This is a genomic window from uncultured Bacteroides sp., assembly GCF_949298305.1.
GTDB lineage: Bacteria > Bacteroidota > Bacteroidia > Bacteroidales > Bacteroidaceae > Bacteroides.
Genome location: NZ_CASFWU010000085.1, coordinates 1 through 14,458 on the forward strand (window position 1 = coordinate 1; position 14,458 = coordinate 14,458).

General features: G+C 53.9%; 9 protein-coding genes and 1 pseudogene. 1 reads left to right on the forward strand and 9 read right to left on the reverse strand.

Features of this window, described 5'->3' with window-relative positions:
- The 8 genes and pseudogenes from Q1Y74_RS11010 to Q1Y74_RS11045 all read right to left on the reverse strand — a co-directional run.
- Positions 1-87: pseudogene (locus Q1Y74_RS11010) on the reverse strand (electron transfer flavoprotein beta subunit/FixA family protein); the annotation flags it as partial.
- Positions 88-472: 385 nt separating this feature from the next.
- Positions 473-1,675: a C1 family peptidase gene (locus Q1Y74_RS11015; RefSeq protein ID WP_366914106.1), complete on the reverse strand. Its 1,203-nt coding sequence runs from the start codon at positions 1,673-1,675 to the stop codon at positions 473-475.
- Positions 1,676-2,698: 1,023 nt separating this feature from the next.
- Positions 2,699-4,501: a fimbrillin family protein gene (locus Q1Y74_RS11020; RefSeq protein ID WP_300814381.1), complete on the reverse strand. Its 1,803-nt coding sequence runs from the start codon at positions 4,499-4,501 to the stop codon at positions 2,699-2,701.
- 22 nt (positions 4,502-4,523) lie between these two features.
- A complete protein-coding gene (locus Q1Y74_RS11025; RefSeq protein WP_300814382.1) occupies positions 4,524-6,296 on the reverse strand; it encodes a fimbrillin family protein in 1,773 nt (590 codons plus the stop codon).
- Positions 6,297-6,368: 72 nt separating this feature from the next.
- Entirely contained in the window at positions 6,369-7,256 is an 888-nt protein-coding gene (locus Q1Y74_RS11030; RefSeq protein ID WP_300814383.1) for a fimbrillin family protein, read from the reverse strand.
- Between the two features lie 63 nt (positions 7,257-7,319).
- A complete protein-coding gene (locus Q1Y74_RS11035; protein WP_300814384.1) occupies positions 7,320-8,153 on the reverse strand; it encodes a hypothetical protein in 834 nt (277 codons plus the stop codon).
- Between the two features lie 18 nt (positions 8,154-8,171).
- Positions 8,172-9,266 carry a DUF3575 domain-containing protein gene (locus Q1Y74_RS11040; protein WP_300814385.1) on the reverse strand — a complete coding sequence of 365 codons (1,095 nt, stop codon included), beginning with the start codon at positions 9,264-9,266 and terminating at the stop codon, positions 8,172-8,174.
- Between the two features lie 211 nt (positions 9,267-9,477).
- Positions 9,478-10,596, reverse strand: coding sequence for a helix-turn-helix transcriptional regulator (locus Q1Y74_RS11045; RefSeq protein WP_300814386.1), 1,119 nt, complete (start codon positions 10,594-10,596; stop codon positions 9,478-9,480).
- A gap of 1,694 nt (positions 10,597-12,290) precedes the next feature.
- On the opposite strand from Q1Y74_RS11045, the gene Q1Y74_RS11050 reads away from it, so the two are divergent.
- Positions 12,291-13,436, forward strand: coding sequence for a hypothetical protein (locus Q1Y74_RS11050; RefSeq protein WP_300814387.1), 1,146 nt, complete (start codon positions 12,291-12,293; stop codon positions 13,434-13,436).
- Positions 13,437-13,653: 217 nt separating this feature from the next.
- Here the strand turns inward: Q1Y74_RS11050 and Q1Y74_RS11055 are convergent, their stop codons facing one another.
- Positions 13,654-14,238, reverse strand: a complete 585-nt coding sequence (locus Q1Y74_RS11055; RefSeq protein WP_300814388.1) for a hypothetical protein — start codon at positions 14,236-14,238, stop codon at positions 13,654-13,656.
- Positions 14,239-14,458: the final 220 nt, after the last annotated feature.

Below are 14,458 nucleotides of genomic sequence, written 5' to 3' on the forward strand. Positions count from 1 at the left end.
GATGGTACCGTCGGCGTTCATGGCATCCTTGCCCACACAGCGGGTGTCGGGCACTTGTTTTGCCAATACTACGATTTTCAAACTCATGATATTAAATAAATAATTAGTATGATATATATATCTTTTTGCCGGTGCCGGCATGGGGGATGATGCCTTCCCCTGTCCTGTCTGTCCGGCCAACCTGTCAGCCTGCAAATTTACGGAAAGTGTCGGGTTTGGCAAGAAATCGGGGCAGAAAATGCACATTACGGGCGGAAATGAGCAATGAAGGTGTGTCAAAATTAAAAGTGGCTGACTTCTTGTAGTTTTTTTGGCACGGATTACGCGGATAACGCGGAGAAAGAAGAATAACAATCCGCGAATGTCCGTGTAATCCGTGCCTAAAGGAAAGCAGCTTCTTAATTTGACACACCTTCATTGTTTCCGTCACTCCGCCCTGTCGGGGGGCGGGGCTGACCGTATTGTCCTTGTCTTACCGGATGCCCAGCTTGGCCTTGATCTCGGCGGGCACGGCGTCCTTGTGAACCAGGATGTTCATCGTCTTGTAGGCCACGAAGGCTTTCGACGCATACCAGATGCCGTTGTACTTGCCGCTCAATCCCCAGGAGTTCTTCACCATGAAGTATTCCTTGCCGTTCTGGTCCTTGGCGATGCCATAGATCAGCATGCCGTGGTCGTCCGTCGTCTCCCAGTTGTCGAAGGCGGTCTGGCGCATTTCCTGCGTCACCTCAATCTCGGGCAGGGGACGGCTGGTCAGTTCCTTGCGCTTGTCGGTGGCGGTCATGCCTGTCCAGCGTGCCATGTCGCTGCCCGTCAGTTCGGCGCCGCGGGCTGCGTCGGGCATGACGGCGATGCCGTCGCGTGTGAAGCCCTGTTCGCTCACGTCGCTGCCCCAGGCAAAGGTATAGCCCGTGCGCACGGCGTTGTCCATCACGGCCATCAGCTCGTCAAGGGGCAGGTTGTACGACAGGCCGTTGCGCCAGTTGTCCTGAATCTCGATGGAGAACTGCGTGTAGAACGGATGGTGCGTGTACGAGGTCAGCGACACGTAGTCGTCCGAGTCGATGCCCAGGCTTTCGGCGAAGCTCTGCGGGGTATATTCCTTGCCCTGGTAAGTGAACCTCTCGGGGCACTGGCCCAGGTAGGTGTCATAGATGGCGCTCAGGCCGTTCTTCCATACGGGTGTCAGCTTGCTGAAGTTGCCCTTGCCGATGGCTTTCACGTAGGCACCGGCCACGGCGTCCAGTTCGTTGTGTACGGGCAGCGAGTCGCCGTACATGATGCCCGGCATGGCTTCCTGGGGCACCATTCCGTAGTTCTTCAGGCAGTACATGGCGTCGTAGAAGCTGCCGCCGGGGCCCCAGGGGGCGTCGCCGTGGTAGCGCACGTAGTTGGCGCCGCGGTCCACCATCGTACGGTGTACGACGAACATTTCGGACAGGTCATACGTGCCCTTGCCCATGCGCAGCAGTTCGCTCTCCAGGAAGGCGAGGCTCGAGAAGCTCCAGCACGTGCTCGAGCGGTTCTGGTTCTTGATGCTCGTAATGGGGTTTTCCTTGACGGTGGTAAACACGAAACCCTCTTCTTTGGGTTCATTCTTTTTCTTGGCCGACAGGTCGAAGGCCACCAGGGCCAGCGCGGCGATGAGGATAGCTTTTTTCATCATGTTGAACAGGTTTTGATTTACTTGTTTCTGGTTGTTTTGATACTGACAAGTTCTTGTCCGGTTGCAAATATAAGCAGAATCTTCCGATTACCGCCATCTTTCCCCCGGTTTTTGGGGTGAAGCGCGTCCGCACCGCCCCATATATGGGTGAAATATTTGGGGGCTTTTGAGTTGATGGGTTTTTGAGTTGATGAGTTTTAGGGGGGGGGACGTGTGGGCAATGGACCACAGATGACGCAGATTGGGACGGATGACCACAGATATTTTTGGTTTTTGAGTTGATGGGTTTTTGAGTTGGTGAGTTTTTGAGTTGATGAGTTTTTGAGTTGGTGAGTTTTTAAGTTGATGAGTTTTTAAGTTGTTAGGTTGGTGAATTCTTGCGGCCACCCACGTGTAGGGGCGGGGTCTGCCCGCCCTGTATGCATCCACGTTGTAGTGCGGCGTGTGTGGGCAATGGACCACAGATGACGCAGATTGGGACGGATGACCACAGATTTTTTTAGTTTTTGAGTTGATGAGTTTTTGAGTTGTTAGGTTGGTGAATTCTTGCGGCCACCCACGTGTAGGGGCGGGATCTGCCCGCCCCTACACGTCCCCACGCCGCAGGGCATTCACCATTCACCATTAATCATTAACCATTATCCCCGTCCCCATGCACGCGGTAAGGTGCGCGGCACGCACGCGGGGAAGGTGCGCGACACGCACGCGGTAAGGTGCGCGACACGCACGCGATAAGGTGCGCGATGCGCACGCGGTAAGGTGCGCGATGCGCGCACGGTAATGCGCACGACACGCGCACGGCAATGCGCACGGCACGCGCACGGTAAGGCGCACGCCACGCGCACGGTAATGGTTGCCAGAGGTGGCCTTTCACTCAGTCAAAGGTGGCCTTTCACTCAGTCAGAGGTGGCCTTTCACTCAGTCAGAGGTGGCCTTTCACTCTGTCAAAGGTGGCCTTTTGTTTTCAGGCCGCCACCCGGCCCGTTTTTCAGGGACTATTTTATCCAATCAGCCGAACTTAGGGCCCGGCTTTTATTGTTGCCCTGGTTCCAGTGTGGGTAAGAAGTCCTCGCCTATTGTATAAGACCACGCTGAGCCCGCACTCTGTAATGCTTCGTTCATTGATGTCATGGCTGATGTCCAGGTAACATCCGTGCCGTCCACCTTGGTGGTTTCGCCGGTACCTACCTGGTCTTCACCGATGCCTTGTTCCTGGCCGTTGTCTCCCCAGTAGCAGGCGGTGATGATACCGCCATACGGCATGAGGCCCTTGCGTCCCGCCACGCCGCCTGTGGCTCCGTCCGAGCCTTTGACAGTCCCTTTGGCATGGTAGCAGGCAGTCAGGGTGCCTGAATCGTTGCTTCCCGTTACGCCGCCTACATAGACGGTGCCGTTTCCGCTACCGGTCACGCTGCCCCAGGCATAGCAGGCGGTCAGGATGCCACCTCCGTTAGTTCCCACCACGCCGCCAGCAAAATAGGAGTCTGTACCGTTACTTACAAGGGTCACGCTGCCCGTGGCATAGCAGGCGGTCAGGGTGGCACCATTATTCGTTCCACCTACCACGCCGCCGGCTGTATTCCCGGCATTCACTGTGGCCGAGGAGCTGCACCCGGTGATGGAACCGCCCGTTTGAGAGCCTACTACACCGCCTACAATGCTGTTTTTTCCTCTACCGCTGACGCTGCCCGACACGAAGCAGTTTTCAAGGGTGCCATCGCTCCATCCCGCCACGCCGCCGACATCGCTCATATCGTTATCGCTTTCTATCTTCACGTCCTTCAGCGTCACGTTCTTCACCTTGCCGTCGTCGCCGATGTAGCCGAACAGGCCCGCATATTTGTCACTTCCCGTAACGGTCAGCCCCGTGATGGTATAGTTGCCGCCGTCGAAGGTGCCGGTGTATGGTTGGCTTTCAGTCCCTATCGGCGTCCAGTCCCCGGTCAGGGTGATGTTGCCGGTCAGGGTGATGTCGATGTCGGTCTGTCCCTCTTCGTTCACCAGCTTGGCGATGTTCTTCAGGCCCTCGGCGGAGGTCACGGTGTAGTTGCCCTGTCCGTCGTCGGTATAGCCCGGGTCTTTTGCCGCGGCGAGGGAGACGGTGTAGGTATATTCCTCGCCCGCCTTCCATTCGGTAGTGTCCTTCATCCGGTAGACGTAGGACTTGCCGTCGGCGAAGGTGCAGGTGACGAAGGCCGTGCCCGCTGTCACCGTCTGCGGGGCGACGAGGGCGGCGTAGGTGTCGTTGCCCTCGGCATGCGGGGTGATTGCAGCCGGGTTGCCGTCCACGGTGGAGAGGCCGGTCAGCTGCACGGACGCCAGCCCGTCGGTGTAGGTCGTCAGGGCGACGCGCACGAGGGCGGTGCGGTGGGCGAAGGCGAGGGTGGGCGCGCCGTAGGTCACCGTCTGCTCCTCGGCGGCGATGAGGTCGCTCTCCCGGAAGTCCTCGTCCCCGCTCTGGTCGGCACGGACCTTGACGGCGGGCAGGTCCTCCTCGCCGTTGTAGGGCCACCAGGCGGTGACGGTGGCCTCGTCGTGCCCCGTCCAGTAGTGCGGGTTGTCGGAGGCCAGCGTGGCGCGGGTGTTGTCGGTGGCGTCAGGCGTCACGGTGTACGCCTTCACGTCCCCGCCCATCCGTACTGCCACGTCCGTGACGCCGTCCCAGTCGCCGTCCACGGGGGCGCGGGTGCCGGCGGAGGAGAGGCCGGTGGCGGTGAAGGTCATGGCAGCCCCCTCCGCTCCCCCCGCGGGGGAGCTTGGCTCGTCCTGCGTGCAGGCGGCGAGGCCGGCCGTCAGGGCGAGGGCTGCATATAGATAAATGGTCGTTCGTTTCATGATGCCTGGTGTTTAGGGGTCGTTATTGTTTCTTTTGCAGTTCGGGCAGGTCGTTGTCGCCGGGTATGTATTCCCAGCCTGTGCCGCTCAGGGCGGTGTTCATCTGTGCAATGGCTGTCTGCCAGGTAACGTCAGTGCCGTCCACCTGCGTGGCTTCGTCGGTACCTACCTGGTCTATACCGATGCCTGTGTCGGGGCTGTCGCTCCAGTAGCAGGCGGTCAGGGTGCCGAAGTTGTATCCCGCTACGCCGCCTGTACCGTCTTGACCGTTGACAGTCCCCGTGGCATGGTAGCAGGCAATGAGGGTGCCGCTATCGTTGTATCCCACCACGCCGCCACCGTATTTAGTGCCGCTCACGTCGCCCGTGGCATAGCAGGCGGTCAGGGTGTTGTTATTACCATTTATGTCACCTGCCACGCCGCCGGCATCGTACGTTCCCACCACGGTGGCCGAGGAGCCGCACCCGGTGAGGGAACTGCCAAATAGATAGCCCGCCACGCCGCCGGCATAGTAGCCGCTGACGTCCCCCGACACGAAGCAGTTTTCAAGGGTGCCCGAGCACTGTCCCGCCACGCCGCCGGCATTGCCCATGCTGTGAGTGGTTGTTATCTGCACGCCCTCCAGCGTCACATCCTTCACCGTGCCGCCTCGGCCGATGTAGCCGAACAGGCCCGCATTTTCGCCATCTGTCGTAACGGTCAGCCCCGTGATGGTCTTGCCGCCGCCGTCGAAGGTGCCGGTGTATGCGTTGCTGGAGTCTGTGCCTATCGGCGTCCAGTTGCTTTGGTCGGCGGCCACCTCGGGCAGGGTGATGTCAGCGGTGAGGGTGCAGTTCAGCCTCCAGCCGCCGCTCCGCACGGCGTCCGCCCACGCCTGCAGGCCGTCGGCGTTGTACACGTTGTAGCCCGTAACGTTGCTCTGGTCGTCTGTTGTGGTGGTATAGCCCAGGTCTTCCACGGCCTCGCCGCTCTCGCCGTTGCCGGGCTTCCAGTCACCGATGGTGCTCCCCTCCAGCGTCAGGCCGGTGGCGTTCACGCTGACGATGTATCTGTAGCTGCTGCCCGCCTCCAGCTTGATGTTGCTCTGGGGGAGGAAGGAGAAGGTGCCGTTGCCCAGCTCCACCCGGATGAAGGGCTTGCCCGCCGCAACGGTCTGCGGGAGAACGAGGGCCTCGTAGGTGCCGCCCGGGTGGTATGTGTAGATGGTGGCGGGGTTGCCGTAGAGGGTGGAGAGGTTCACGAGGCTCACCTTGGCTCCGGCTACGCTCGCGATGCCGTTGCCGGCCTGCAGGCTGACGGTCACGCGCGCCGTGCGATGGGTGAAGGTGAGGGTGGGTTTGTCGTAGGTCACCGTCTGGTCGATGGCGGAGATGAAGTCGCTGTTCTGGAAGTCTGCCAACTTACTTTGGTCAGCCGCCACCTGCACGTCGGGCATCTGTGTGATGTCGGTATCATCGAGAGGCCACCAGGCCGAGACGGTAATCGGGTCGCGGCTCGTCCAGTAGAAGGGGTCGGCCGCGTTGGAGAGGGTGGCGCTCCGGTATCCGTCGGCATCGGAGGCCGTCACGGTGTATTCCTTTACCGCGTCGCCCATCTTGAGCGCCACGGTCTGCACGCCCTGCCAGTCGCCGTCCACGGTGGCGCGCGAGGCGGGCGTTGCCACGGCGGTGAGGCCGGAGGCTTGGATGATTACGGGAGCCCCCTCCACTCCCCCCGCGGGGGAGCTTGGGTCGTCGTTGTTGCAGGCGGCAAGCGCGAGGGCCAGCGCTGCGATTGCAAAAAGTCTGGTTTTCATATTCGCTTGTACTTTATTTCGATGATTTATAAATAACCGCAGGTTGCGGAAGTAAATACTTACACTCAAGTCTTACATTTGCGCATCTACATCATTGGCCGGTATATCATTCCAGGGCTGGATGTCGGCGGACTGCACGTCGATGTCCGTCTTGTTGACGGTGATGTTGAACACATAGTTGTTGCCGGGCTTCAGTTCGTTGCTGTCTATGTTGAGGGTAGCTTGGTAGGTTTCGCCGTCAACGACGATGTGGATGGGCAGTCCGTCGGGGGCGGGTTGGGGCAGCACGATGAGCCTCGAGATGCATTGCTTGCCGGCCTCGGCCGAAGCGGTGAGGTCGATGGTGAGGGGCTCTGCCTGGGTGGCGGTGGCGGTGGCGGTTCCGGTGGCGGTGTCGAAGGTGCCGGTCGGCTTCAGGTTGTCCAGGGTGTAGCCTTCGAGGGTGGCAAAGGAGATGTCATCGCCTTCGATGAAGGTCAGTGTAATCTGGCTCATGCAGTGGGCGAAGCGGAACTTCACCTCGGGCTGGAACTTGCTGGCAGTGGCTCCGCCGGCATAGAGGAAGTCGATGCCGGGCTGGAGGGCTGCCGTCTGGGTGGCCGCTCCGGTCTCGACGTTGATGACGCCGGGGTCGGTACCGGCCGTTCCGCAGTAGGGATAGTAGGCGCGGAAGGTTACTTCGGCATCGTCCTGGAAGTAGATGGTGCCACCCTGGGGCAGGAACTTCTTGTCCTGATAGAAGTAGGCGATGTTGGTGTACTGTGTCCGTCCCTGGCTGGTGGCGGTGATGCCAATCTGGTCGTTGGGCGCCCAGACGGTGCCCGATGCGCGCGTCAGGGGCACGTCGGAGATGGTGGCGTTGATGACTGCGGCCACGGGTTGTTCGGCCGGCTGGTTGTTGTTGTCACAGGCCACGAGTGCGGTGGCGATAGCTGCAAATAGTAATGCTTTAGTTTTCATAATGCTTGATTAATTTATTTAGATGGTTTTGTTGTCTGTTGTTGTTCTCCTATACAGGTTCCATCAGTTTGCCTCGATGTCTCCTCCTGTCACGTCGTTCCACCCGATGATGTCTCCGGTGCCTTCCTCCATGCCGATGGGGGTCTGCAAGTTGCCTTTCACCTGGTAGCCCGTGGTCATGTCGTTGTTGAAGTCCGCGAGGGCTTCGGTGAGGTCAATCTCGGTGTGCTGGGTGCGTCCGTCGTCGGTGAAGGCGATGAATACGGTGAGAGCCTGCTCCGTGCCGAGTGTGCCCAGCAGGCGCAGGTGTGCGTTGAGCTTGTCGTCCTGTCGTGTGAATCCGAAGGAGGTGGTGAGGGGTTGTCCGGTGGTCTGTGCGGCCTCCATGTCAAAAGCTCCGGCCACTCCGCTGAGGGTGGCTTCGGCGGTCTGTATGAGTTCGGGCCGTCCCTCGGTGATGGTGAGTTCCAGGTAGAGGTCGCGCACCCGCTGCCTGGGTTCGGGGCGGACGAAGAGGGTATCGTCTGCCGCAACGTCTATCTGCCGGCAGTCGGTGTAGAGGTATCCCGGCAGGGGGATGATGCCGATGCCGTCGGCGCGCGAGGCTCCGTCGGGCGCGTTGACCTGCGCCGTGCGTCCGTCGAAGCTGAAGCCTTCGGCCCGGTTATAGACCAGCAGGCTGTGTGTGCCCGGTTCGAGCAGGTCGGGGTGGGTGAAGGGGGTGCCGTCCACATCGGCCGTCCGTCCGTCGATGTCCATCACGTAGTTGCCGCCTTCCGCCAGGCTGAGGGTCACGGCTCCCTTGTCGGGGTGCGGTGTGTTGTAAAGCGTGTCCTTCACGCAGGAAGAGAGCAGCGTGGCTGCCATTCCCAGGATGATATATTGTCTTGTCTTCATAGTCGTATTTCCTTCTTTTTAGAATATAGTCCAAACTAAGGTTACACCGGCGTTTACCGGTCCCCACCAGTTCTTCGTCTCGTTGCTGCGGAACACCCGCACGCCGTCTATGACCCCGTAACTGTCGTAGTCGGCCTTGAGGTAGCCCAGGGCCAGCGAGAAGTCGAGCGAGAGGGCGTTGTTCAGTTGCAGGAGGTATCCTCCGGTGAGCGCTCCGCCCGTGAGGTTGCCCTGCCGGCCGGTGTGTCCGAGCTTGTAGTTGAACTCGCCCGTCTTGAACAGGACTCCCAGGTAGCCCCGTCCAGCCTTACCTATATAATGTCGTACTTCGGGCATGACTTCCCACAGGGCGTAGCGGCGTTCCTTGTCGTTCCAGCTCCACGAGGTCCAGGAGCCGTTGACGAGGATGGCCCACGAGGGATGGAATCGCCATTCCACTCCGAGGTCGGGGGTCAGCGTGGCCCAGCGCAGCAGGTTGGCGCGCAGGGAGACGCTGCCTGTGGGGCGGGCGGCAGCCGGTTGTTGGGCTTGTTGTATGGCGTTGTGCTGTGTTGCGGCATCTGTCGCTGCGTTCTGTCCGGCGTCCTTCTGTCCGGCGTCCCGGCGCTGTTCCTGCGCCTTGTGTTGTTCTTGGGCTATATGCTGTTCTTGTGCCTTGTGTTGTTCTTGCGCCTTGTGCTGTTCTTGGGCTTCTGCTTCGGCGTCCGGGGTGCGTGTGGCGGGTACGGCCAGGCGCACCGTTACGTAGTCGCCGTCGGTGTCGTGGTTGTGTGTGACGAAGTTCTCTTCTTTCACTCCGGCCCTCAGGATGAGTTCCGACTTCACCCGGTTGGAACGGACTTTGGCCGTAGCGAGGTTTTCTGACGTGCCTTCCATCGAGTTGCAGTATCCGTCTACGTGTAGCGGCGACTTGCCTTCGAGGATGGCTGTCTTGTGCGTTTCGATGCAGTCCAACAGCCGTTCGAGTTCGGTTTCATTACCCCGCCACGGCACGTAGAACATGTCTTTCTGGGGTATGAAGCGGAAGGTGTAGACGGTGTCTGTCTTTTGCTGGGCGACGATAGGCAATGTGGTGAAAAGCCATATCAAAAGTGTTAAAATTCTTTTGTGCATACTCTATTATCGTTGAAGTTATTGTTGTGTTCTCAGTTATCAAAGGTAGTAAAAAAATAATCCCCACCCTTGCCTGCATTCTTTAAATATGCGGCGGGCGGGGAAAAACCCTTAATTTTTGCGGATAGAGCAATTTTTTGCGGATAGAGCAATTGTGGTTTTGCGGATAGAGCACTTTTTGTGCATAGAGCACCGCCTGGGGCTGAGGCGCTCAGTGGGCTTGCTGCTGCTTCCTCCACTTGGCGGGAGTGCATCCTACCTTCTCGGAAAAGATCTTGATGAAGTAACTTTGTGAGAGAAATCCGGAAGCCTCGGCTATTTTCTGTATGTTCAGTTCCGGATGTTCCTTCATCAGTGCCTGGGCGTGTTCCAGACGCAAGCCGGTAATCCAGTCGCAGAAGGAGACGTGGTAGGTGTCTCTGATGTAGGTGTTCAGGTAGGTGCGGTTTGTATGGATTGTTTTAGTTAAATCCTGTATGGTGAAACCGGACTGCACGTAGCCTTTGTCCGCTATCCACTGGTTCAGCTTGCCGGCAATTTTTTCGTGGTAATGCGGCGTGTCGGTCCCCTCTTTGGAGTCTTCGTCGGTTCCCGCCGCCGGGCTGTCCGGCTCTTCGCCGATTTCTATGGCCCGCTCCACCTGCTCGTAAAACATGAGGTAGCAGTAGTAGGAGTGGTAGAGGTAGATGTAGAAGGGGATGGAAGAAAGTACCCAGATGAAAATCCACTTGTCCGGCAGGAAGGTGAGCAGGCCGCAGCTTATCCCGTAGATAACGGCCCAGTAGGTGATGACGGTCATCCAGTTGACGTAGGTCTTGATGTTGTCGGAATGTATGTCGGCAAAGGAGCGGGTTGCCTTGCGGTAGGTCAGGATAAGCCTGCGTGCCAGCCAGATGCCGTAGGCAAAGAGCGCGGTGGCCAGGGCGGCGGTAGCGGCATTCTGCATCCAGCCCGCCGGCAGGAAAACCAGCACAACGCCCGCAAGAAGGGTGAAGAGCAGCCACAGCGACAGGTGGACGAGCATCCGGCGGAGGGTGATGTAGGAGCGGTTGAGCAGGGTGGTCAGTGCCGAACTGAAGAGCCAGTAGGAGAGGAAGTAGGTGGACAGGTTCATCAGAACGGCTCCGTTGTGGCTGATGAAGCGGATGCCGGTAAACAGATGGACCGCATAGTTGAGCGAGAGCACCAGCAAGGCCACTCCCATGGTACGGCGTGAGCGCAGGTAGTTGTCGTAGACCGCCTTCCCGGGTGTCTTCCCTATCAGGAAAAAGAAGGAGAAGAAAAGCATCAGTGACAATGCCGTGCATAAAGATAAATCGTAAGGTGTCATTTCGTTTCAGGTTTTTGTAGTTCTTTTTGATTCAAGTGCCGCCCTCCATCTCTTTCCGGCAGCGCCGGTTTTCCTGAAGGAACTGAAGTTCCGGCTTCCATCGTTCGCCGGAAGTCAGGAAGGTATGGATACGTTCATTCTGGTGAATGGTGAACGGTTCAAGTTTCGGTTTTACCGGATTGAAAACCGGCGAAGCCAAACTTGCAGGAGTGAAAGGAGTTAAAAGAAAGCCCCCTCCAACTCCCCCCGAAGGGGGAGAGACCCCACCAGGGCGGGCTTGGGAGTTAAAGGCCAATAGATAAACAAACAGCCCACAATGGTATCGGCTTAACTCCTTAACTCCTTAACATCTTAACTACCAGATAAATATTAATAGTCTTCATCCTTCATTTCTCCGTTTCCCTGTTCTTCATCAGCTTCGCTCAAAACCTCTTTTGATATATTCACTAATTTAAGTTTCGCAAGTTTATTAACGGGTTGTAGTTAAGGAGTTAAGAAGTTAAGGAGTTAAGCCAATACCAGTGTGAAAAAGGATGCCGACCATACACTTAAACTATCGGCTTTAACTCCTAAGCCCACCTTGGTGGGGTCTCTCCCCCTTCGGGGGGAGTTGGAGGGGGCTTTCTTTTAACTCCTTTTAACTCCTGCAAGTTTGGCACTTGCGAAACTTGAGTTCACTAAGGAATAGTCTTCATTCTTCATTTCTCCGTTTCCTACCTTGAATCGGTTGCAAATATCGTCTTTTTAACGGACTCTCAAGAGACATTTTGAAATAAAACTGCTAAAAAACCTTTTCTTCCACGCTTGCATGGTCCGTGAACGATGCTTGCACGGTCCGCCAGCCATGCAAGCGTCGTTGTCGGACCATGCTTGCGACTTCCGTATCTATGCACTTTGGCCGGCTGAAGTAGGCAGTTACGGCTGCCGGATGGCACTTCAGGGTGTGAAGGATGGATAGCCGGACGGCGCGTACCAGGCGCTCTTTCACGGATGGGAAGAAGAAAACGCCAATGTGGGTTCACGCTTTCAACAACGAACTCACGGCCTGACAATCAGCCTGTTAGGGTGAAAGATGATGTTTCACGTCCTTTCGAGGGGGGGTGTGTGTTTTCCTGAATCAGGTTGTGTTTCGATGTCTCTTTCCATCGGTGACGCGAAGGAGATTCTGCTTCGATTCAAAATCGAAATTCTTATCAAACAGATTGATAACTCAAAAAAAATTCCGTAACTTTTCTTCGGTAATCGTTGCTGTATATTTTGCAGCCCGTTGTTTTTCAGACTTAAAGGTTGAAATTTATTTAGTGATTGCCAACTCTTAAAGGAACTTTCTTATCCCAAACTCGCGTATTGGTTATGAATAAAGTTTAAATATGGCATATTGAGGACTTATTTATGCACGAAATAGAATATTTTTGTATAATAGTTTACTCAAGTTTCGGGTTCGATATTTTGTTGGAAGTTAAGAAGTTATAGAAGTTGTCACTTCGCTTTGCTCTGTTAGGAGTTAAAGCCGATAGCTTAAGTGCATGGTCGGCATCCTTTTTCACAAAGGTATTGGCTTAACTCCTTAACTCCTTAAGTCCTTAACTTCTTAACTAAACTTGCGAAACTTAAAATTTTTCATTCTTCATTATCTTGTACTTCTAAGCCCGCCCTGGCGGGCGATAACTTAAATGGTTTAAAATATTAAGCGTATGGAAATCAATAATGCGTTGGCTAAATGGGCAGATCGAACTGCTGCATTCTACAATGAAGTAGCCGCTCAGCTTGGAGATGATGCTCCTGCTTTCTACACTCAGTCTCCTTTACAGAATCTGATGTCATCTCCAAAGGTGTTGATTATTGGTATTAATCCCGGATCTGTTGGCTCATATAATGACCAGTGCAATGATGATGTATGGGGCTTGAACGGCAATCTGATGAATGGCTTTCATCTTTTGAAAGGTAATCCTTTTTGGCCGGAACATAATAAATGGCTTTACTGGAAAAGACTAAGAAAGATGTATGACGACAGGAACAATCCACTGGATGATGAAAACGGTTATGTTGTAACCAATGCCTCCTTCTTTGCAACGTCCAAAGTTAAGGATTTGAACAAAAATGTTTTAAAGAAGACGATGCATTGTTCCCTGGAACTGATAGATATTCTTAAGCCGCAATTCATCATTGTGCTGAGTGGTAAAAGTCTTCTGCGAACTATGTCACAGGTAAATAAGGAGATTCATTATACCCAGCTGTTTCATTCATATTCAAAGGTGGTTGTAGGCAATATTCTTGGGGTGCCCTGTTGTGGCGTACCACATCCTTCGGCATCGTTGTTTAGGGAAGAAAGAATTCTAATCAAAAAGGTAATTACTCAGGTATATAATAACGAAGAGATTGTAAAAGATGATTATGAAAGTCTGCTGACTACTGTCAAACAGCGGAAAAATAATACCGCTCATTCTGACAATATAATCTATGACTTATACAAAGCTATTATAGCACATGATTTTGCGCCATACGTATGTTATGAAAAGCGTGAGAAATTCCGGCGATATGATTTGCAGAATGGGTTTCAGCTGACTGTTGCCTGTAATTCAGGAATGAAAGCCATAGCTGTCAGACCGAAGGATTATAAAGCTAAGAAGGATATTGATAAAATACCTATTCCTCATATCGGTGAGATATTCGACTGCTTGGAGGAAGTTGGATATATAAGTACCCCCCATTGGTTGGCTGTTAAGCCGTTGAATAAATTATTGTTCGATAATGTTGAGATTGAGGCGGAAAGGCTTGTAAAGGAGGTAATGGAGACTGTCGGAAAAATCAATCAAATACTTTCAAACAACGGCTACTGAAAATATCAATGTTGAATGATTCAAGTTCCGCAAGTGCAAAACTTGCAGGAGTTAGAGGAGTTAGAAGGAGTTATCGTCCGCCAGGGCGGGCTTGGGAGTTAAAAGCCGATAGAAAAACAAACAGCTCACAAAGGTATCGGCTTAACTTCTTAACTCCTTAACTCCTTCACTACAACCCGTTAATAAACTTGCAAAACTAAAACAAGATATATGAAGTTTATGAAAACTGTTCAAGAGATGCATAGAAAGAAGCGACATCTTCATCCTTTTTTATAGATGAAACCTGTTTGTTCTTTTCAGCAATTAGCTGTAATTGCATCTTTTCTTCAGGAGTCCAGTTCTTGATTTTCTTAAGTTTTGAAATTATAGAATGAGTTTGTTTAAAGCTATTGCTATTCTCCAAATCCATAATAAGTTTTTCTTTTTCCTTATCTTCCTTATAGTCTGCCTTTCTGTTGTGGCTAACCTGTTCTTGTTTGTTTTTGTAATGGATAGACATCAGCTTTTCATTCGAAGCAGTCATGTCGATGATGTTTTTCACCAACATGTCCAATTCCGATCCTTCTGTATAGTCGGCAGGAGTATAATATTTGATTCGTTTATCTTCCATCATTCTATAGACTTTTCTCTTATCCTGAGTTTCCGGATTAAAAACTCCTATTGAATGACCTGAATTGGTATTAATAAGTTTCATACATGGTATATCAGTATCGCTGTCACCGATGTAAATCATGTTTCTAAAAGGAATACGAATATCCTCCGGCGCAAAATAATCGTTGACGGCAGAATCATTTACATCCAATGTCCCTTTCTCTATCCGAAAAAGAAATTGTGTCTTACTTGTATAATTGATAACTTGCGCAGGCCACAAGGCAACTCCTTCCTTATCATAATAGAAGGAGCTGGCATAGATTTTCTCAAATTCATTAGTGTCCCGTTAAAATCGGGACAAATTAATATTAATCAAACAATCCCGGAAAAAGGGAAGAATTGAGTTCTTTGACATCGTTGAAATTAGTCTT